This window comes from Pseudoduganella sp. R-34 (assembly GCF_049904655.1).
GTDB lineage: Bacteria > Pseudomonadota > Gammaproteobacteria > Burkholderiales > Burkholderiaceae_D > Rugamonas.
Genome location: NZ_CP184572.1, coordinates 179,020 through 200,793, shown reverse-complemented (window position 1 = coordinate 200,793; position 21,774 = coordinate 179,020). Strand labels below are relative to the sequence as shown.

Here is a 21,774-nt window from a genome sequence, read left to right as displayed (position 1 = left end):
ATCCCGCCATTTTACCGCGAAACGGCGCCTTACCTGATGACACAGGTCATGTCCTGGCGTAATTCGGGGTCAGGTCTGTCATTCGGACAGACAGCGCTACCCTTTGATCAAAATCAATACGCGAAAGGTAGCGAAATCGCGTATTGAGCAAGATCAAATGATTGCGTTAGCTGTCCAAAAGACAGACCTGACCCCGACTTTTGTTTAGCTGCGCAGCTTGGCGAAGGCGGCGGCCATCGAGCTTTGCTGGACTGGCTCGCGCGATTGCTGCTTTTGCTGCTGGCCCATGGCGCGGCGGTCGTTGCGGTCGCTACGCTGCTCTGGGCGGGAGCCGGCGACGGGCGCGCTGTCGGACAGGCGCATGGTCAGGGCAATACGCTTGCGCTTCACGTCCACCTCCAGTACCTTGACCTTCACCACCTGGCCGGCTTTCACCACCGTGTGGGGGTCTTTGACGAAGGTGTTCGAGAGGGCGGAAATGTGAACCAGGCCGTCCTGGTGCACACCGATATCGACGAAGGCGCCGAAGGCGGCCACATTGGTCACTACGCCTTCCAGGATCATGTCCGGACGCAGGTCGCTGATCTCTTCCACGCCTTCCTTGAAGGTGGCGGTGGTGAATTCAGGGCGCGGGTCGCGGCCCGGCTTTTCCAGTTCCTTGATGATGTCGGTCACGGTCGGCACGCCGAACTTGTCGTCGGCATATTTGGCCGGGGACAGCGCTTTCAGCAACTTGCTTTCGCCGATCACGCCGCGCACGTCTTTCTGGATGTCGGCCAGGATCTTCTCGACCACCGGGTATGACTCAGGGTGCACGGCCGACGCGTCCAGCGGATTCTCTCCGCCCATTACGCGCAGGAAGCCGGCTGCCTGCTCGAAGGTCTTGTCCCCCAGGCGCGGCACGTTCTTCAACGCTGCACGGGAGGCGAATGCGCCCTTCATGTCGCGGTAGCTGACGATGCTTTGCGCTACGCTGGCGGACAGGCCGGAAACGCGCGCCAGCAGCGGCGCCGAGGCGGTGTTCACGTCGACACCCACCGCATTCACGCAGTCCTCTACGACTGCGTCCAGCGAGCGCGCCAATTGGGTCTGCGATACGTCGTGCTGGTACTGGCCGACGCCGATCGATTTCGGGTCGATCTTCACCAGCTCGGCCAGCGGGTCTTGCAGACGGCGCGCGATCGAGACTGCGCCGCGCAGCGATACGTCCAGCTCCGGCAGTTCGCGCGAGGCGTATTCGGAGGCCGAGTACACCGATGCGCCGGCTTCTGAGACCACGATCTTGGTCAGCTTCAGTTCCGGACATTGCTTGATCAGGTCTTGCGCCAGCTTGTCAGTTTCGCGCGAGGCGGTTCCGTTGCCGATCGAGACCAGCTGCACGCCGTGCTTGGCGGCCAGTCGCGACAAGGTGTGCAGCGAGCCGTGCCAGTCGTTGCGCGGCTGGTGTGGATAAATGGTGGCGGTATCCATAACCTTGCCGGTGGCGTCGACTACGGCGACTTTCACGCCGGTGCGCAGGCCTGGGTCCAGGCCCATGGTGGCGCGCGGGCCGGCCGGAGCGGCCAGCAACAAAGCTTTCAAATTGGTAGCAAACACGTTGATGGCGTCCAGTTCGGCTTTTTCGCGCAGGGCGCCCATCAGTTCGGTTTCCAGGTGCATGAAGGATTTCACGCGCCAGGTCCAGCGCACGGTGTCGGCCAGCCATTTGTCTGCGGGGCGGCCGGCTTGCTTGATGCCGAAACGGGCCGAAATGCGGCTTTCGCAGGGGTTATGCGGGGCGTCCCACTTCGGCTTTTCCTCTTCCGAATCGAGACGCAGGGTGACGTCCAGCATGCCTTCCCGGCGTCCGCGCAACAGTGCCAGGGCGCGATGCGACGGTACGGCGGCCAGCGGCTCGGAATAATCGAAGTAATCGGCGAACTTTTCGCCCTCTTCTTGCTTTCCCTCAACAACTTTCGATTCAACTACGCCATGCTCTTGGACATATTCGCGCAGCGATTGCAGCAGGGTGGCGTCTTCCGCGAAGCGTTCCATCAGGATCTGGCGGGCGCCGTCGAGGGCGGCCTTGGCGTCGGCCACGCCAGGATTCTTGCCGTCGGCGGTCTCGAAGGCTTCGCGCAGGTAACCGGCGGCCTGTTCCTCGGGATTCAGGGTCGGGTCGGCCAGCAGGGCGTCGGCCAGCGGGGCCAGGCCCGCTTCGATGGCGATCTGGGCCTTGGTGCGGCGTTTTTGCTTGTAGGGGAGGTAAAGGTCTTCCAGCCGGGTCTTGTCCTCTGCGTGCATGACCGCATCTAGCAGCTCCGGCGTCATCTTGCCTTGCTCGGTAATCGAGTTGACGATCGCTTCACGGCGTTCTTCCAGCTCGCGCAGGTAGCGCAGGCGCTCTTCGAGATTGCGCAGCTGGGTGTCGTCCAGGCCGCCGGTCGCTTCCTTGCGGTAGCGGGCGATAAACGGGACGGTGGCGCCTTCGTCCAGCAGGGCGATGGCGGCGGCGACCTGGGCCGGCTTGGCGGCCAGTTCGAGGGCAAGGCGTTGTTCGATAGAAGGCAGCATGACGGTATTCCAAACTGTGAAGGCCGAAATCATACAACACGGGCCCGGGAATCGATTATTATTAATTAGTCAATGTTGTCCGTCTAACTTGTAGTTGCACTAAGTTAGGATTTTCACAAACACGAAAACGTGGAAGGCGGATAATATTGCATGTTGCTGTTTTTGAACCGCTGATTTAAAAGAATGCGCCCAATGGATATTACCCGCGACGAAGCCCGCGAAACTCCAGTCGCACCGGCTCCCGCACCAGCTGCTCCGCCCAACCAGCTTCCCTATGCTGTGGCGACATGGTTGCAGAGGGTGGATGCAGCCGCGCATCCCAAGCCAAAACTGGCCCCGGTCGAAATCGACCCGAAACAGACCAACTACAAACTGATTTATGTGCTGGCGCCGACCAGCGGCGGGCGCCATGTCGCGCTCTGCCTGTACAAGGCGCGCCTGAAACCGAACGGGGACGTGGCTGCGGCCACCCCGGTCAGCGAAGTGTTTTCCCTGCTCTCCGCTCCGCCAGCATTCCTGGCGCCGGGCGATGAAGACCTGGTCCGCTTCTTCGTGGCCATGCGCAGCGGGCCCAATTCCCAGACCGGCAGCGCCACTGAGCCGCGCGGCAAGATCGGCGCGGCGCTGCTGCAAATGTTGTCCGAACAGGACAAGCTGCTGTGGGCGAACTCCTGGTCCGACGTGGGCAACGGCCTGGTCTATCCGATGAAGGCTGGCGACAAGCGCAATGCCAGCCTGGCCTGGCGCGAGGAGGGCAAGGGCCTGCGCCTTGGCTGGCAGGTCGACGTGCAGGAAGGGGCGCGCCACCATGGCGCCGACCAGATCGACTACATGCTGCCGACCGAACCGCCGTGGTATATCGACAACCTGTCGACCGGCGTGCTGCAACTGAACCAGGGCGGCACCACCATTCCGCTGGCCGACCTGCAGGCCCTGGTGGCGCAGGCGCCGCTGCTGATGCCGAACGATAAGATGCGGGTATCGCAGCTGCTGCTGGCGCACGGCCTGCAGCAATTGATGCCGTTGCCACAGCCGCTGCCCCAGCGCGTGCGGACCGACGTCAAGCCGCGGCCTATCCTGGTGCTCGATTCGGCGCAACTGGCCGACGGCACCCTGCAGCGCTGGAATGACTATGCCGTGTTGTCCTATGACTACGATGGCGAACGCGTTTCCTTCGACCCGTCGCAGCGCGTGGTGCGCCAGCGCGGCGAAGTGACCGAAATCATCCAGCGTGACGAGGCTGCCGAGGCGGCGGCGCTGGAAACCCTGACCCAGCTGGGCTTCAAGAAACCGACCGCGCTGCCGCTGTCCAGCGTGCGCGGCGGCCTGTTGCTGGCCAACCAGGCCGATTGGATCCGCTTCGCCGAATCCGGCATCGATGAATTGCTGGCTGCCGGCTGGCGCGTCGAGAAATCGCCGAAGTACCGCTACGACATGGTGGCGGTCGACGACTGGTACGCCGAAGTCGAGGAAGAAACCACCGAGAATGGCAATGCCTGGTTCGACCTGGAACTCGGCATCACCGTCAATGGCGAGCGCGTGCCGCTGCTGCCGGTGCTGGTGCAGATGATCCGCAATTTCCCGAACGACTTCAGCCCGAAAGCGCTGGCTGTGCATGGCGACTCGGACCAGATGCTGGCCGCGCTGCCGGACGGTACGCGCGTGGCCCTGCCATGGAACCGCCTGCGCCCTATCCTGGCGACGATCGGCGAGCTCTACTTCAGCGAAAAGATCCGCCATTCGGTGCGCATGTCCTCGCTGGATGCGGCGCGCCTGGACGAGCTGGCGCGCAATGTCGACTTCCAGTGGACCGGCGGCGAAGAGTTGCGTGAAATGGGCCGCAAGCTCAACCAGTTCTCCTCGGTCAAGCGTGTGCCGACCCCGGCCGGCCTGCAAGCGACCCTGCGCGATTACCAGACCGACGGCCTGAGCTGGATGCAGTTTCTGCGCGAGTACAACTTCGGCGGCATCCTGGCCGACGACATGGGCCTGGGCAAGACGGTGCAAACTATCGCCCACATCCTGGTGGAGAAAGAAGCCGGCCGCCTGGATCATCCAGCCCTGGTCATCGCGCCCACCAGCCTGATGAACAACTGGCAGGATGAAGCCGCCCGCTTCGCGCCTGGCCTGAAAGTGCTGCTGTTGCAGGGCAAGGACCGCGCCGAGCTGTTCGACGAGATCCCGAAAGTCGACCTGGTGCTGACCACCTACGCCCTGCTGCCGCGCGACGAGGAAAAGCTGCGCGAGCATGATTTCCACCTGGTGATCCTGGACGAATCGCACTACATCAAGAACACCCGATCGAAGGCCGCCCAGAGCGCGGGCCTGCTGCGTGCGCGCCACCGCCTGTGCCTGTCCGGCACGCCGCTGGAAAACCACCTCGGCGAGCTGTGGTCGCAATTCCACTTCCTGTTGCCGGGCTTGCTGGGCGACGAGAAGACCTTCAACAGCAACTTCCGCCACCCGATCGAGCGCCAGGATGATCCGCAGCGCCGCCAGTTGCTGAACCGCCGCATCAAGCCTTTCCTGGTGCGCCGTACCAAGGACAGCGTGGCCAAGGAACTGCCGCCGAAGACCGAGATGGTGCGCAAGGTGGAGCTCAGCGGCGCGCAGCGCGACCTGTACGAAACTGTGCGCCTGGCCATGGACCAGAAAGTGCGCGAGGAGATCGATCGCAAGGGCGTGGCGCGCTCGCAGATCGTGATCCTGGAAGCGCTGCTCAAGCTGCGCCAGGTCTGCTGCGATCCGCGCCTGGTGAAGACTACCAAGAAAGCCGCCTCCGCTGGTTCGGCCAAGCTGATCGACCTGATGCAGATGGTGGAAGACCTGCTGGAAGAGAAGCGCAAGATCCTGGTGTTCTCGCAATTCACTTCGATGCTGGAACTGATCGAGGAAGAACTGGAAGCACGCGATATTCCGTACGCCATCCTGACCGGAGAAACCCGCGACCGCGGCGCCCAGGTGGCTGCCTTCCAGCAAGGCGCGGTGCCGATCTTCCTGATTTCGCTGAAGGCCGGCGGCGTGGGCTTGAACCTGACTGCAGCCGACACAGTGATCCATTACGATCCGTGGTGGAATCCTGCCGCCGAGAACCAGGCCACCGACCGCGCCTGGCGTATCGGCCAGGACAAGCCGGTGTTTGTGTACAAGCTGATCGCCAAGGGCACGCTGGAAGAAAAGATCCAGCTGCTGCAGCAGAAGAAATCGGACCTGGCGCAATCCGTGCTGGCCGAAGGCGAATCGCAGAAGATGGCATTGACCCAGGAAGACCTGCAACAGATCTTCGCACCGTTACAGGATTGATCCCATGCTGAGTGCTGAACACTATCGCCAGATCCTCGACCACAGCAGCGACGTACACTGGATGCTGGACTGCGATAGTGGCCAGCTGCTGTACGTCAGCCCTTCTGCTGAAAAGCTGTTTGGCTACATGCCGGACCGCGCTCAGCAGGTTGCGGCCGACTTGATGGGCGAACTGCCGGAACGGCTGGAAGCCTACACCTCCGGCGATACCACACGGCGCCATACCGTGCGCGATGCGGAAATGACGGGCCGCGACGGTGTGATGATCCCGGTCGAAATCGAATCGACCCTGGTGCCCGACGTCGATAGCGGCGTGCTGCGCCTGGTCGGCACGGTGCGCGATATCCGCGATCGCATCGAGCGTGAGAAGCAGCAAAAGAAATTTGCGTCCATGGTGTCGCATGAATTCCGCACGCCGCTCTCCACGATCGACGGTGCGATTCAGCGCCTGGAAATGACTTCGGCCAATGCTGATGAAAACACCAAGAAGCGCTACCGCAAGATACAGACGTCGGTCGACCGCTTGTTGGAGTTGATCAACGAATACCTGAGCCCTGAGCGCATGGCCAGCATTGGCCGCAAGCGCCAGGCCGACGAAATCTCGCCGGAAGCCTTGCTGGAAACGGCGGCCGAAGCCGCGCGCCAGCGTCGCGGCGACATCACGGTGCGTGCAGAAGGCTTGCCGCAATGGATGCGTTGCGATCCGCAGGGCATGCGTTTGTGTCTCGACATACTTTTAGATAACGCCCTCAAGTACACTAATGACAACGTTGCGATAGAATTGCAGGGTAGGAAAGCCAGCGAAGGCGGGGTTGAACTCCTCGTCATCGACCACGGCGCTCCCGTTCCGGATGATGAGCTAGGCAAACTCTTCGACAAGGGTTACCGAGGCAAGGCTGCCGCAGGGCATGCCGGTTCCGGCCTCGGCCTGTATATGGCCAGGAATGTTGTTGAGGTCCACGGCGGCACACTGTCTGTGGAAAATTTGCCTGAAAGCGGCAAGAAATTTCGGATTTGGCTCCCGGTCGCTGCTTAAGGCTTGCGCAGCCCGTGACCAACCGTGATAATTCTTCGACGCAAGCCCTAAACCCCGGCTCGCGACTGAATGGAAAATGGCGCATCAATGACGCAAATACTCATCGTGGAAGACAACCTGGAATACGCCGAAGAGATGGCGGATTTCCTGGCTGAACTTGGCCATGTAGTTCACACCACCAATAACGCCCAGGAAATGTGGTCCGCCCTCAGCCAGGGCACCGTGGGCGTTGTCGTGCTCGACCTGGGCTTGCCGGATGAGGATGGCTTCAATGTCATCCCGCGCATGCGCCAGCTGTACCCTCAGATCGGCCTGCTCGTGCTGACCGGCCGCGTGGCCTTCGACTCCCGCATCATGGGCCTGCGCCTGGGCGCCGACCATTACCTGACCAAGCCGATCAAGTTCCCGGAACTGGCCGCCCATATCGAGGCGCTGGACCGCCGCGTCGGCCCGCAGGAAGCCATCCCTGTTCCAAGCAAGTGGACCCTGAAGGTCTCGGCCCGCCAGCTGGAACTGCAGGGCCAGGCCATCACCCTGACCGAGAAAGAGTGCAATTTCCTGCACTTGCTGACCATTAACACCCGTCCGGTGCCGCGCCAGGTGATCGTGGCTGGCATTGGCGGCGACGATCCGGATGCCGGCCGCCGCGTCGACATGCTGGTGTATCGTTTACGCAAAAAGGCGCGTAGCGGCCTGGGCCAGGATTTGCCCCTGCGTTCGGCCTACGGCGAGGGTTACAGCCTGTCCGCCAGCTTCAATCTCTCTTAATAGGGACAGAGTCAAGCGAACTGGGTAGAATCGGGGTTTCCCGATCCTACCCTTTTTGTTTTCATGGCCCGTCTGCCTCGTCTCGTCGTTCCCAACCAGCCGCATTACATCATCCAGCGTGGCCTGAATGGCCAGGAAGTGTTCCTGGATGCTGAAGATTTCAGCAGTTTCATCGCGTGGATGCGCGCCGCCGCCCGCCAATACAAGGTGGCGGTGCATGCCTACACCCTTTTGCCGGGCGAATTGCACCTGCTAGCCTCTCCCAGCGACGAGGAAGGCCTGGGTGGCATGATGCAATGGATCGGGCGGCACTATGTCCCTTATTTCAACCAGAAATACTCCCGGGCCGGCACTCTGTGGCAGGGGCGCTATAAAACCTCGGTGATCGAGGCGGAGCGCTACTTCATTTCTTGCTCTAAATACATTGAATTCGCTGCGGTCCGAGCGCGACTGGCCGAAGGGCCGGAGCATTACCAGTGGTCGAGCTATCCACACCATGCGGGGATTCGCCAGGATGGGGCGGTGAACGATCATCCGATCTACTGGGCGCTGGGCAATACGCCGTTCCAGCGCGAGGCGGCCTATATAGAACTGGCGGCGCAGGGGCTGGCTGGAGTGGACCAGCGGGCAATCGAGAGCGCGGCGCTGAAAGGCTGGCCTTTGGGCAGCGACAAATGGAAGGCTGAACTGGAGCGGCGCATGAAGCGGCAGGTGCTGCCGGCTAAGCGGGGGCGGCCAGCCAAAACAGGTAAACCAGGGTCTGACCCGCAGGGTCAGACCCTTTAAGACGCGGTGGACGCGGGCCGAAAGTGCCTGACCCTATGGGTCAGACACTGGTTTACCGGTCTTGGCTGGCACTCTGTCCCCAATTAAATTTCCGCGCGACTGTCGCCGATTTAATTCGACTCCGACCCTATTTGTTTTTCTTGCGCGATTTTGTGCACTGCATTACTCTGGATTTTCGTGACCAAAAATTCAGCGGAGAATCGCATGCAAGCGCAAGGTTTGTACAACCCAGCCAACGAACATGACGCCTGTGGCGTCGGTTTCGTCGCCCACATCAAAGGCAACAAGAGCCACTCGATCGTCGAACAGGGTCTGCTGATCCTGAAGAACCTGGACCACAGGGGTGCGGTCGGCGCGGACAAGCTGATGGGCGACGGCGCCGGCATCCTGATCCAGATTCCGGACCAGTTCTACCGCGACGAAATGGCCAAGCAGGGTGTCGAACTGCCGCCGCCAGGCGAATACGGCGTCGGCATGGTGTTCCTGCCGAAGGAAAATGCTTCCCGCATCGCTTGCGAACAGGAAATTGAACGCGCTGTGCGTATCGAAGGCCAGGTCGTACTGGGCTGGCGTAACGTGCCGATCGACTCGGAGATGCCGATGTCGCCGCGCGTGCGCGAAAAAGAGCCGGTCATCCGCCAGATCTTCATCGGCCGCGGCCAGGACGTGATGGTGACCGACGCGCTGGAGCGCAAGCTGTACGTCATCCGCAAATCGTCGGGCCACGCGATCCAGGCGCTGAAACTGATCCACGGCAAGGAATTCTTCGTGCCGTCCATGTCGGCACGTACCGTCGTGTACAAGGGCCTGCTGCTGGCCGACCAGGTGGGCGTATACTACAAGGACCTGCAGGATCCGCGCTGCATCTCCGCGCTGGCGCTGGTGCACCAGCGTTTCTCGACCAACACCTTCCCTGAGTGGCCCCTGGCCCACCCATACCGCCTGATCGCGCACAATGGCGAGATCAACACCGTGAAGGGCAACTTCAACTGGATGCGCGCCCGCGAAGGCGTGATGAAGTCCGCCGTGCTGGGCGACGACCTGCAGAAGCTGTTCCCGCTGATCTATGAAGGCCAGTCTGACACCGCCTGCTTCGACAATGCGCTGGAACTGCTGCTGATGGCGGGCTATCCGCTGGCGCAGGCGATGATGATGATGATTCCTGAAGCGTGGGAAAACCACACGCTGATGGACGACAACCGCAAGGCCTTCTACGAATACTACGCATCGATGATGGAACCATGGGACGGCCCGGCCGCCATGGCCTTCACCGACGGCCGCTACATCGGCGGCACCCTGGACCGCAATGGCCTGCGTCCTGCCCGCTACATCGTGACCGACGACGACCTGGTCGTGATGGCGTCCGAATCGGGCGTGCTGCCGATCCCGGAATCGAAGATCATCCAGAAATGGCGCCTGCAGCCGGGCAAGATGTTCCTGATCGACCTGGAAGCCGGCCGCATCATCGACGACAAGGAACTGAAAGACACCTACGCCAACGCCAAGCCATACAAGGCATGGATCAACGCGGTGCGTATCAAGCTGGGCGAGCTCAAAATGAGCGAAAGCCAGACCGCTGCCAACGTGGCCAAGTACGGTCCGGCTGCCGGCGAGAAGCAGTCCGCATCGCTGCTGGACCGCCAGCAGGTGTTCGGCTATACCCAGGAAGACATGCGCTTCATCCTGGCGCCAATGGCAATTAACGGCGAAGAAGCTGTCGGCTCGATGGGCAACGACTCGCCGCTGGCCGTCACTTCCAACAAGCTGAAGCCGCTGTACAACTACTTCAAGCAACTGTTCGCGCAGGTAACCAACCCGCCGATCGACCCGATCCGCGAAGCGATGGTGATGTCGCTGGTGTCCTTCATCGGCCCGAAACCGAACCTGCTGGATACCAACAACGTCAACCCGCCGATGCGCCTTGAAGTGTCGCAGCCGGTGCTGGGCTTCGACGACATCGCGCGCCTGCGGACCATCAGCCAGCACACCGGCGGCAAGTTCAAGTCCTATGAGCTGAGCATCTGCTACCCGCTGGCCTGGGGCAAGGAAGGCGTGGAAGCTTCGCTGGCATCGCTGTGCGCGGAAGCCGTGGACGCGGTGAAGTCCGGCCACAACATCCTGATCATTTCCGACCGCACCGTCGGTCCGGACCGCGTGGCGATCCCGGCCCTGCTGGCAACGTCGACAATCCACCTGCACCTGGTGAGCAAGGGCCTGCGCGCCTCCACCGGCCTGGTGGTGGAAACCGGCTCCGCCCGCGAAACCCACCACTTCGCCCTGCTGGCCGGCTACGGCGCGGAAGCAGTCCACCCTTACCTGGCGATGGAATCGCTGGCCGAACTGGCGCACTCGCTGCCGGGCGACCTGACTCCGGAAACCGCCATCTACAACTACACCAAGGCAGTCGGCAAAGGCCTGATGAAGGTGATGTCGAAGATGGGCATCTCGACCTACATGTCCTACTGCGGTGCCCAGATCTTCGAAGCCGTTGGCCTGAACCGCCAGCTGGTCGACAAGTACTTCCGCGGCACCCAGTCGAACGTGGAAGGCATCGGCCTGTTCGAAGTGGCCGAGGAAGGCCTGCGCCTGCACAAGCTGGCCTTCGGCAATGACCCGGTGCTGGCGGACGCGCTGGATGCAGGCGGCGAATACGCGTACCGCGTGCGCGGCGAAGACCACCTGTGGACGCCGGACGCCATCGCCAAGCTGCAGCACTCGACCCGCTCCAACAACTACTCGACCTATAAAGAGTATGCACAGCTGATCAACGACCAGAGCAAGCGCCACCTGACCCTGCGCGGCCTGTTCGAATTCAAGATCGATCCGACCAAGGCAATCCCGCTGGACGAAGTGGAACCGGCCAAGGAAATCGTCAAGCGTTTCGCTACCGGTGCGATGTCGCTGGGCTCGATCTCGACCGAAGCCCACGCCACCCTGGCCATCGCCATGAATCGTATCGGCGGCAAATCCAACACCGGTGAAGGCGGCGAAGATCCACGCCGTTACAGCAATGAGCTGAAAGGCATCCCGATCAAGGTCGGTGCGACGCTGGCTTCCGAGCTGGGCAAGGACCAGGTCGAATCCGACATTCCGCTGCAGGAAGGCGACTCGCTGCGTTCGCGCATCAAGCAGGTGGCATCCGGCCGCTTCGGCGTGACCGCGGAGTACCTGAACTCCGCCGACCAGATCCAGATCAAGATGGCGCAGGGCGCCAAGCCGGGCGAAGGCGGCCAGCTGCCGGGCCACAAGGTGTCCGAGTACATTGCGCAGCTGCGCTTCTCGGTACCGGGCGTGGGCCTGATCTCGCCGCCGCCGCACCACGACATCTACTCGATCGAAGACCTGGCGCAGCTGATCCACGACCTGAAGAACGCCAACCCGCGCGCTTCGATCTCGGTCAAGCTGGTGTCGGAAGTCGGTATCGGTACCGTGGCCGCCGGCGTATCGAAAGCCAAGGCCGACCACATCGTGGTGGCTGGCCATGACGGTGGCACCGGCGCATCGCCGCTGTCCTCCGTCAAGCATGCCGGTACGCCATGGGAGCTGGGCCTGTCCGAAACCCAGCAGACCTTGGTGCTGAACGGCCTGCGCAGCCGTGTGCGCGTCCAGGCCGACGGCCAGATGCGTACCGGCCGCGACGTGGTGATCGCTGCCCTGCTGGGCGCCGACGAAGTCGGTTTCGCCACCGCACCGCTGGTGGTGGAAGGCTGCATCATGATGCGCAAGTGCCACCTGAACACCTGCCCGGTCGGCGTTGCGACCCAGGATCCGGAGCTGCGCAAGAAGTTCCAGGGCAAGCCTGAGCACGTGGTGAACTACTTCTTCTTCGTCGCCGAGGAAGCGCGCCAGCTGATGGCACAACTGGGCATCCGCACCTTCGACGAACTGATCGGCCGCGCCGACCTGCTGGACAAGTCGAAAGCCATCACCCACTGGAAGGCACAGGGCCTGGACTTCACCAATGTGTTCTACCAGCCGAAAGTGGACGACGGCAAGCTGATTTACCACACCGAAGAGCAGGACCACGGCCTGGACAAGGCACTGGACCTGAAGCTGATCGCACAAGCCAAGCCTGCGCTGGAAAAGGGCGAGCGCGTGTCCTTCATCTCGCCGGTGAAGAACGTCAACCGCACCGTCGGTACCATGCTGTCGGGCGAAGTGGCCCTGAAATACGGCCACGCCGGCCTGCCGGACGACACCATCCACATCCAGCTGCAAGGCACCGCAGGCCAGTCGGCTGCGGCCTTCCTGGCAGCGGGCATCACCATCGACCTGGTGGGCGAAGGCAACGACTACGTGGGCAAGGGCCTGTCGGGCGGCCGCATCATCGTGCGCCCGAACACCGAGTTCCGCGGCTGGGCCGTGAACAACATCATCGTTGGCAACACCGTCATGTACGGTGCAGTTGCCGGCGAAGCCTTCATCAACGGCGTGGCTGGCGAGCGTTTCGCTGTGCGTAACTCCGGCGCCACCGCGATCGTGGAAGGCTTGGGCGACCACGGTTGCGAATACATGACCGGCGGTACCGTGGTCGTGCTGGGCGCCACCGGCCGCAACTTCGCGGCGGGCATGTCGGGCGGTATCGCCTACGTGTACGACCCGGACGGCGAATTCCACAGCAAGTGCAATATGTCCATGGTGAGCCTGGAAGAAGTGAAGGCGGCCGCCGACCAGCTGGTCGACAAAGCCACCTGGCATAGCCAGCATCGCAATGGCGAACCGGAGGCCGATGAAATCATCCTCAAACGCTTGATTGAGCGCCACTTCAAACACACCGGCAGCACGCGCGCGCGCCTGTTGCTCGACAACTGGAACGAGAGCCGTTCCAAGTTCGTCAAGGTGTTCCCGAGCGAGTACAAACGCGCCCTGGTGGAAATGGCAGACAACGCCGCGATCGAAGCGGAAACTCAAGCAATCGCTGCGTAAGAGAGGATCAGAAAAATGGGTAAGATCACCGGTTTCATGGAATTCCAGCGCCAGGAAGAAAGCTACCTGGCACCCGAGGCTCGCCTCAAGAACTACAAAGAATTCGTCATTCACCTGACCAACGACCAGGCCAAGGTACAGGGCGCGCGCTGCATGGACTGCGGCATCCCGTTCTGTAACTCGGGCTGCCCGGTCAACAACATCATCCCGGACTGGAATGACCTGGTCTATCGCGGCCACTACCGCGAAGCGCTGAACGTGCTGCACTCGACCAACAACTTCCCCGAGTTCACGGGCCGCATCTGCCCGGCGCCTTGCGAGAGCGCCTGTACCTTGGGCATCCACGAGCTGCCGGTCGGCATCAAGTCGATCGAACACAAGATCATCGATGAAGGCTGGGAGCACGGCTGGGTCGTGCCGCAGCCGGCCGAAGTCAAGACTGGCAAGAAGGTTGCCGTGGTCGGTTCCGGTCCTGCAGGCCTGGCCGCTGCGCAGCAGCTGGCGCGCGCCGGCCATGACGTGACCGTGTTCGAGAAGGCCGACCGCATCGGCGGCCTGCTGCGCTACGGCATCCCTGACTTCAAGATGGAGAAGCACCACATCGACCGCCGTGTCGAGCAGATGGAAGCAGAAGGCGTGAAGTTCCGCACCTCCGTCCTGATCGGCAAGGACTTCCCGGCCACCGTTGCCAACGGCTCCAAGGAAACCATCTTCCCGGAAGACCTGGAAAAAGATTTCGACGCCGTGGTGATGGCGGGCGGCGCCGAGCAGCCACGTGACCTGCCGGTGCCGGGCCGTGAACTGAAAGGCGTCCACTTCGCGATGGATTTCCTGCCGCAGCAGAACAAGGTCAACGCGGGCGACAAGATCAAGGACCAGATCAAGGCCACCGGCAAGCACGTGATCGTGATCGGCGGCGGCGATACCGGTTCCGACTGCGTTGGCACCTCGAACCGCCATGGCGCTGCCAGCGTCACCCAGTTCGAACTGATGCCGATGCCGCCGGAGCAGGAAAACAAGCCGCTGGTATGGCCGTACTGGCCGACCAAGCTGCGCACCTCGTCTTCGCACGAAGAAGGCTGCGAGCGTGACTGGGCCGTCGCCACCAAGCGTCTCGAAGGCAAGAACGGCAAGGTTGAAAAGCTGGTCGCCTGCCGCGTCGAATGGAAAGACGGCAAGATGACCGAAGTGCCGAACTCGGAATTCGAAATGAAGGCCGACCTGGTGCTGCTGGCCATGGGCTTCGTCTCGCCGGTGCAGCAGGTGTTGGACGCCTTTGGTGTCGACAAGGACGCACGCGGCAATGCCCGCGCCGCGACTGAAGGCGACAACAGCTACAAGACCAGCAAGCCTGGCGTGTTCGCAGCAGGCGACATGCGCCGTGGCCAGTCGCTGGTAGTGTGGGCGATCCGTGAAGGCCGTCAGTGCGCCCGCGCTGTCGACGAGTACCTGATGGGCACCTCGGTCCTGCCGCGCTGATCCCGCCTCACGTCAAGCGCACAGCCCAGTGCGCTTGACGAAGTTTTCCATGAGCGTAAACTGGCAGCACGCATTCAAAGCGAGGCTGCCATGCAGAACGAACCCTCCCGCAAGCAGAAGGGCGATACTGAAAGCCGACTGGCCCGCCTTGAAGCGACAGCGGAGCACCTCCTGACAGATGTTCGTGAACTCCGCGCTGATTTCCGGATGGTAATTAGTCTTCAAATTGCGACGATTGGCATGATTGTCACCGTGGGACTTGGCACTGCGGCATTGGTTGTGAAGGTGTTTGGCGGGAGCTAGCGGCTGCGTGGCAAATGGAACGAATAGTTCGCGCCCGCCAGCTCAAGCACGAGTTCAAGCTGTTCCCCCATGCGCTCGCGTGGTGGACCGGCCACGAAATCCAGGACTTTGGTGCCGCGGGCTACAGGCCCGTCCTGCAAGCAATGTTCCCAAATCTTGATCGGCTTATTCTGGCTGCTTCTGACGCTCTTCACTAATCGAAGGCTGATGCTGACATGATGCATCAGCTCAAGTGGCGGCGACCGCTGCCCGATCGCCGGGCTGAAATGGATGGACCCACGCAGCGGCGAAAGGCCGGTAATTTCGAGAACGGGCCGTCCAGCAAACCATCGATTCCGAAACTGCAGCCAGGTGAGCAGAATGAGACCCAGGCCAGCGATTGGGAACAGAAACGCTATCGCCGCCAGCGAAAGGCCGTTTGCGCGAATGTGTTCCAGCGCGATTGTGGCGAAAGGCCAGCTAAAGGAGTTCCAGGCCAGCGCAAAGACAAAAAGCAGCGCTGTGCCGTCTGTCCCTTCGAGCAGGATTGGCCGCCCTTCCCGGAGCCGGTCAGCCATCGTCTTGTTGCGCCCGGGACGCCACAGATTAAATATGTAGCCCCAGGCTGCCAGCCCGAAGCCGTTGAACAGCAGCGCAAATGGCAGGCTCCAGACAGTTGTTTCCCAATCCAGCGTACGGTTGAAAACGGCGCGCTCGGGGTGGCTGGGATCTACCCAGATGTCGACCAGGGATTGTCGCTGCTGAGAATTCTTTAACTCATCGTACAACTTGTCCTGGAAGCCGCCGTGAAGTTCCGGAGTGTCATAGAAGCTGGCCTGTCCGCCAACGAATTGGCGGCCTTCGAAAGTGTAGCGAAAGGAGGCCTTGGCCCGATACGTCGCGATTCTTTTCCTGCTGAGATGCTCGACCCGTTCCAATGATTCGACCCGGGCCGGTACTGCCACGGAAGTGCGGGAACGCCACCAATTCTCTCCGTGTTCATAGAGCGGCTTCACGCCGGCAACAAAGCCGAGGAGCGGAAAAAGGATCGCGAAAGCCAACGCGACGAGAGTCAGAGGCAGCCTGTCCATTTCCAAAGTATAGCTGGAGCCACACTTTCGTAGTTGTCCAATAGAAATATTTCTGCGTAACTGCCGGTAATGTTATAGGATGTCTGATGACATGGATTATTTGAACAAGGTTGTCCTACATGTCAATTCCCTCAACAATTTTTCGGAGATATCTAGGCTATGAAGAAAAGCTTCATTTGCGGCGCCCTGATGTTGATCTATTCCGCCGGCTCATTCGCGGCCGATTGGCCCAGTGGCTATTCCAAATGCGCTGACCAGGGCGGTACCTGCAAGGTCGGCACCAGCAGTCGACAGGTTTCCTATGGCATCAAGGACAAATGGGTCGTCAAGACGCTCGCTGGCGACATCCTGTGCGCTACCAGCACGTTTGGCAGCGATCCTTCTCCAGGCGTGACCAAGAAGTGCGCCGTGGGTCCCCTGTCCAGCACCACGCCAACGCCGACCCCGACGCCAACCCCGGACCCTACCCCTGCACCAGCGCCGGCAGCTAACGCCACCAAGGAAGCCGCACCTTCCACTGGTTGGGCAGGTCAAGGTGGCGGCACCACCGGCGGCGCAGCAGCACCGGCATCGGCCATCTACCTGGTCAACACTGGGTCGCAACTGGTCGCTGCCCTGAAAGCGCAGGGCAACAATCCGAAGATCATCAAACTGCAGGGCACCATTAACATGGCCGCGGCCGACAATGGTGGTCCATTCACCAGCGCCACCGACGAGGGACTGCGCCTGCAGATCAAACCAGGCAGCAACACCACCCTGATCGGTGTCGGCAACGACGCCCGCCTGGTGAACGGCAACATCGTGCTGAACGGCGTGCAGAACGTCATCGTGCGCAATCTCACGATCCAGAACCCATGCTCGCTCTACCCGGTCTGGGATCCGAACGATGGCAGCAGCGGCAACTGGAACTCGGAATACGATGGCATCACCATCTCGAACTCCCGCAATGTCTGGGTCGACCACAACGTCTTCACTGACGGCTCGATCACTGACGACAAGCTGCCAGTCGAAAATGGCAAGGTCAAGCAATGCCACGACGGCGCGCTGGATGTGAAGAACGGCTCAGACTACGTGACCGTGTCGAACAACCGCTTCGAACTGCACCAGAAGAACAACCTGATCGGTTCTTCTGACAGCAAGACCACTGACGACGGCCACCTGACCGTAACCTTCCACAACAACCACTTCCTGAATGTGGCGGAACGCGGCCCGCGCGTACGGTTCGGCAAGGTGCACCTGTATAACAACTACTTCGAGGGCTCGCGTTCGCACGCTGTCTACCCGAACCATTACAGCATTGGCGTCGCCTACAAGGCCAAGATCATCTCGCAAAACAACGCATTTGATATCGCTGGCGCCTCGAGCTGCCCGCAGGTCGTGACCAACCCTGGCTCGTCCAGCAAGACCGGCGCGATCACGGATGCCGGTTCGCTGTTGAACGGCGCAGCGCTCAACCTGTCGACCAAGTGCAGCTTCAGCAACCAGGTCGGCTGGAGTGTGCCGTATTCGGTTTCACCATTGGCCGCGTCGGCTGTTAAGGCATCGGTCTTGAGTAACGCAGGCACCGGCAAGATCACGGTGAACTGATCTTCACACCCGTCAAGTGCACAGCCCAGTGCGCTTGACGATCTTCCTCATGAGCGTAAACTCGGTGCATGCATACCAAAGCGAGGCGGCTGATGAATGGCGACCCCACGCGTAAGCCGAATGGTGACGTTGAAAACCGAGTGGTGCGGCTCGAAGTTTTCACTGAAAACCAGTCAGAATTGTTAAGCCAGTTCAGGGACGATACACGAGAGAACTTTCGCGACTTTCGGGCGGAGGCCAGGGAGAATTTCCGCGACGTTCGGGCGGAGATTCGCGGTGTCCGCGTCGAAATTCGCATCCTCACAGGCATGCTATTTACCGTCGTGCTGGGGGTGGTCGCAATCCTGGCTAAGGTCTATGGCGCATAACTTCGTTTGAAGGCTAACCAGGACCAGGTGACGCCCGCTTGGCAATTAAGTGGCTGTATTGACGGCGTGCGGGCAATCAGCGTCATCTCAAGGCCGAACGACTTTGCCAATTCGATAGTGTCATCGGCAGAGATCTCGAAAACTCGCCGATTAGCAGGAGCCAGGCCGTGCCTGATCGACATGACGAGGACCGCGGCAGATTTGAGTAAGGGCACAATGTTGGACATTGCCAGCCTTCTTTCATCTGGCGCAAGGTGGCCCCAAACCGCGCTAATCAACACAGCATCGAATTCCTTTTCGCGTTGCGCGATCTTTACCAATCCTGGAAGGCTGTCATCAATCCATTCGATCCGGCGCGAGGGATGAAGCTTGATGCCAGCATCCCGGAATGCGGTGACAGGCTCTATGGCCACGACATCGTGGCCAAGCTCGGCAAGCCAGGAAGAATCCACACCCGTTCCGGCACCGATATCCAGGATTGTGCTTGGTGCCGCAGGAATTAGATGAGAGACAGCCCGATATTTATCGACGAAGGAAACGCTTTCATAGCGCGGGATCAGCCACGCGGCATCTTCAGCATAGCCTTCGGTTCCTGGAATCGTGATAGCGCGCATTGGGTTCACGTCTATTCAAACATGGGTTAGCTTTAGGAGAGCAGTGCCACCACCGCGGTTGGATGAAAGTGCCAGCCGACCAAACCGCATAGGCCCATGTAGACTCCGAAGGCCGTCGGGACCTTTGGTTCCCTATCAGGTTAGCGACGGGTGTCGTTATCGCGACAGCTCAACGTTGCGTATCGCCCTTTGCGCAGCGCCGTCTTGTTTCGCACGCCGCGCAACCCTTCCTTGACGCTTACGTTGTCATCGAATGAGCACATGTTAGCTTCGGCAAATTTTTCCAGGTTGTGTGGGCTCCCATTGAGCCTGACCGTGACGCCAGCTCCCGGATTGACACAGCAACCAATAAACTTCGACATGTACTCCTCTTCGATGACGACGAGGTCATGTCCCATGAAAGAAGCCGGTTTCTTCACCTGATAGTAATCTGTATAGTCCCAGCGATCGTTTGGCCGCTTGTTCACGACTCCTTCACGCATATACGCTTGAATGGCTTTGCCAGAGTCTCGGGTACGTTCGGTTGTGCCGGGTTTAAGGCGAAGCGCGTTCGCCAGGCCCTCTTCCAGTTCACGGTCGCTAGCAGCAGATGCAAGTGCTGCATGGGCCGCTAGAAAAAATAACAGCAAGATCCGTTTGTACATAGCGCCATCTCTCCTTTAGAACTTCGCAGCGATGCTCATGCCGATGCTGCGCGGCGCCAAGCGGTAACCCTGAACGATCGAGGCGACTTGCGGGTGCTGGATTGCCTTGTCTTCGTCAAAGGCGTTCTTCACGAATGCGGTCAATTGATAGCGGTCAATCGAAATGCCGGCGCTGAAGTTAGCCGTGTGGTAAGAAGGACGCTCGTAGTCGGTCTGCTCGGGGTTGAGCGAGCCTTTGCTAGGACCGACCCACTGCACTCCGCCCATCACAAATGCGCTACGGCCGCCGGCGGTCGAGAAGTTGTACTGCGCGGTGAGGGTGCCGTTGTACTTCGGCACGCCCTGCACTTGCGCGCCTTTGACTGCGCCGACTACGCCGTTGGCGATGCCGTCGTCGTTCGACAGTTCAGCCTTTACGTAGCCGCCGGCTGCACTCAGGGTCAGCCCGGCCATCGGCTTGGCCTTGACGTCGAATTCGAAGCCCTTGCTGGTGGCGTTGCCGGCATTGGCATTGTACGAGTAGGCGCAGGTCGGCAAGTACACGCCTTGCTGGATGTTCTTCCACTTCACGTAGAACACGTCGGCGTTGACGGCGACGCGGCCTTGCATGAAGCGCGATTTGCTGCCGACCTCATAGCTCCACAGGCTGTCCGAGGCATAGGTTGGCGGGCCTGCAGTCAGGCCGTTTTCTTCCAGGTCCGGACCGCAGGTGGTTGGCGGCACGAATACATTGGAGCCGCCGAGGCGGAAGCCTTTGGCGACAGAGCCGTAGATGGTGTGGTCAGGCGAAGCTTCCCAGGTCACCGCGTATTTCGGAGTGAAGGCATGCGACGACAGATTGGTGGTGCTGTTGTTGCCTGCTCCGGCCAGGTAGAGGCTGTTGCGCTGGGCAAGCGCGGACTTGCCCTTCAGGTAGCGCGCGCCAATGGTGGCATGCAGCGCCGGCGAGAAGTAGTAATTTACTTCGCCGAAGATTGAGTGCTGTTTTTCGCGGTAGTGGAATTCGCCGGCAAATGAGTTATCGTTCGGGAAGGCGCCGGGATATGAGTCCGGCAGCAAGTCCGGATCGGCGCTGGAGAAGCCGAACCTGGTGAAGGTGTCGTTGACGCCGAAGATCGGGTCGTTCTCATTCAGGTTGGTATGCTGGTTGGAGAAGTAATAGCCAGCCAGCCAGGTTACCGGCGAGCCGCCTGCCGCATAAGGCTTGGACGCCAGGCGGAACTCCTGCGAGATCTGGCGCACTGCGTTATTCAGGTACACAGCCGACGGCAGGCCTGCAATCGCTTCGATCAGTTCGGGCGGGGCCTTGCCGCCATCGTCGGTCGAGGTCAGGAAGGTCGACAGCGAGTAACTGTTGTAGGCCGAACCGTTCTGGGTGCGGTCGAATTTGCGTTGGAAGTAGCTGGTGCTCGAGGTCAGGTCGGCTCCGCCCAAGTCCCAGTTGACGGCCAGGTTAGGCGTCAGCAGCTTGTCGATGGATGGCTCGCGTACCTGCTTTTGCGCCTGGTAGGGCGGGCGATCCAGGTTGAAGGCCGCGATATCCTTGGCGTCCACGCGCTGGTAGTAAATAGAAGGCGTGATGGTCAGGTCGCGCGTCGGCGCCCATTTCAGCGCAACGCGCAGCTCCTGGTCGTTGATCTTGTTGATATCGCTGGCCAGTACTTTGCCATCGCCGTCGACCTGGTCGATGAAACCACCGGAGCGCTGGGCTTGTGCGCCGATGCGCAGCGCCAGTTCGTTGTCGATGAGCGGGAAGTTGCCGACCACATTGGTGGAATAGCCCGGGCTGCCGCCTTTGGTGGACGAGGCTTCGGCGTAGGCCGTGACTTCGCGCTCCTTCAGGTCCGGTTCGTTCGGCACGAACTTGATGGTGCCGCCCATCGAACTGGCGCCGTACAGCGTGGCTTGCGGACCGCGCAGCACTTCGACGCGGTCAATGTCGAAGAACTTCGGCTCCACCGTCCCCATGGTGTACAGGTTGCCGACGGTGAGCGACACGTCGCCGAGGTAGATGCCGACGGTGGCCTGGCCGGCTGCGGAACTGATGCCGCGAATTTCGATATTGGAAGTTCCCGGACCGGCGCCGCCATTGCCGGTGGCGGCGGTGAAGGAAATATTCGGCACGGCCCGCGTCAGGTCGGTGAAATCGTCCACCTGCTGCGACAGCAGGGACGAGCCGCTGATGGCGGAAATACTCATCGCCACCTTGTTCGGGTCTTCCTTGCGCTTTTGCGCAGTCACGGTGACCACTTCGATCTTGTCGCTATCCGCCAAGGCCTGGGCCGAGATAGCCGCCAGGGAGCACGCAACGACCGTCCGACGAATTTTCATGCCTTT

The 21,774-nt window shown here is 60.9% G+C and carries 14 protein-coding genes; 9 read left to right on the top strand and 5 right to left on the bottom strand.

The features are described from left to right. Nucleotides 1–204: 204 nt before the first annotated feature. Nucleotides 205–2,553 carry a Tex family protein gene (locus ACN9MW_RS00885; RefSeq protein WP_426166664.1) on the bottom strand — a complete coding sequence of 783 codons (2,349 nt, stop codon included), beginning with the start codon at nt 2,551–2,553 and terminating at the stop codon, nt 205–207. Between the two features lie 192 nt (nt 2,554–2,745). On the opposite strand from ACN9MW_RS00885, the gene ACN9MW_RS00880 reads away from it, so the two are divergent. The 7 genes from ACN9MW_RS00880 (at nt 2,746) to ACN9MW_RS00850 (ending at nt 15,154) form a co-directional block, all read left to right on the top strand. Then, nucleotides 2,746–5,856 carry a DEAD/DEAH box helicase gene (locus ACN9MW_RS00880; protein ID WP_426166662.1) on the top strand — a complete coding sequence of 1,037 codons (3,111 nt, stop codon included), beginning with the start codon at nt 2,746–2,748 and terminating at the stop codon, nt 5,854–5,856. Nucleotides 5,857–5,860: 4 nt separating this feature from the next. Beyond that, nucleotides 5,861–6,892 carry a PAS domain-containing sensor histidine kinase gene (locus tag ACN9MW_RS00875; protein WP_426166660.1) on the top strand — a complete coding sequence of 344 codons (1,032 nt, stop codon included), beginning with the start codon at nt 5,861–5,863 and terminating at the stop codon, nt 6,890–6,892. 87 nt (nt 6,893–6,979) lie between these two features. Further along, entirely contained in the window at nt 6,980–7,660 is a 681-nt protein-coding gene (locus ACN9MW_RS00870; protein ID WP_055939590.1) for a response regulator transcription factor, read from the top strand. A gap of 63 nt (nt 7,661–7,723) precedes the next feature. Further along, a complete protein-coding gene (locus ACN9MW_RS00865; RefSeq protein ID WP_426166657.1) occupies nt 7,724–8,446 on the top strand; it encodes a transposase in 723 nt (240 codons plus the stop codon). 204 nt (nt 8,447–8,650) lie between these two features. Continuing rightward, the gene (locus ACN9MW_RS00860; RefSeq protein ID WP_426166653.1) at nt 8,651–13,372 is read left to right on the top strand and encodes a glutamate synthase-related protein; all 4,722 of its coding nucleotides are present in this window, start codon (nt 8,651–8,653) and stop codon (nt 13,370–13,372) included. Between the two features lie 15 nt (nt 13,373–13,387). Further along, nucleotides 13,388–14,851: a glutamate synthase subunit beta gene (locus ACN9MW_RS00855; protein WP_426166651.1), complete on the top strand. Its 1,464-nt coding sequence runs from the start codon at nt 13,388–13,390 to the stop codon at nt 14,849–14,851. Nucleotides 14,852–14,941: 90 nt separating this feature from the next. After that, nucleotides 14,942–15,154 carry a hypothetical protein gene (locus ACN9MW_RS00850; RefSeq protein ID WP_426166649.1) on the top strand — a complete coding sequence of 71 codons (213 nt, stop codon included), beginning with the start codon at nt 14,942–14,944 and terminating at the stop codon, nt 15,152–15,154. On the opposite strand, the gene ACN9MW_RS00845 is transcribed toward ACN9MW_RS00850, so the two are convergent. Beyond that, a complete protein-coding gene (locus ACN9MW_RS00845; RefSeq protein ID WP_426166647.1) occupies nt 15,151–16,224 on the bottom strand; it encodes a DUF3592 domain-containing protein in 1,074 nt (357 codons plus the stop codon). The genes ACN9MW_RS00850 and ACN9MW_RS00845 overlap by 4 nt on opposite strands. A 159-nt stretch (nt 16,225–16,383) precedes the next feature. Here ACN9MW_RS00845 and ACN9MW_RS00840 point away from each other — a divergent pair, with 159 nt between their 5' ends. Next, nucleotides 16,384–17,811 carry a pectate lyase family protein gene (locus ACN9MW_RS00840; RefSeq protein ID WP_426166645.1) on the top strand — a complete coding sequence of 476 codons (1,428 nt, stop codon included), beginning with the start codon at nt 16,384–16,386 and terminating at the stop codon, nt 17,809–17,811. A 68-nt stretch (nt 17,812–17,879) separates the two neighbouring features. After that, nucleotides 17,880–18,179 carry a hypothetical protein gene (locus ACN9MW_RS00835; RefSeq protein WP_426166643.1) on the top strand — a complete coding sequence of 100 codons (300 nt, stop codon included), beginning with the start codon at nt 17,880–17,882 and terminating at the stop codon, nt 18,177–18,179. On the opposite strand, the gene ACN9MW_RS00830 is transcribed toward ACN9MW_RS00835, so the two are convergent. The 3 genes from ACN9MW_RS00830 to ACN9MW_RS00820 form a co-directional block, all read right to left on the bottom strand. After that, complete coding sequence (locus tag ACN9MW_RS00830; RefSeq protein ID WP_426166641.1) at nt 18,167–18,793, bottom strand: class I SAM-dependent methyltransferase; 627 nt, start codon at nt 18,791–18,793, stop codon at nt 18,167–18,169. The two genes, ACN9MW_RS00835 and ACN9MW_RS00830, sit on opposite strands and share 13 nt — an antisense overlap. Nucleotides 18,794–18,933: 140 nt before the next feature. After that, the gene (locus tag ACN9MW_RS00825; RefSeq protein ID WP_426166639.1) at nt 18,934–19,437 is read right to left on the bottom strand and encodes a hypothetical protein; all 504 of its coding nucleotides are present in this window, start codon (nt 19,435–19,437) and stop codon (nt 18,934–18,936) included. A gap of 15 nt (nt 19,438–19,452) precedes the next feature. After that, nucleotides 19,453–21,768: a TonB-dependent receptor gene (locus tag ACN9MW_RS00820; protein ID WP_426166637.1), complete on the bottom strand. Its 2,316-nt coding sequence runs from the start codon at nt 21,766–21,768 to the stop codon at nt 19,453–19,455. Between the last annotated feature and the right edge of the window lie 6 nt (nt 21,769–21,774).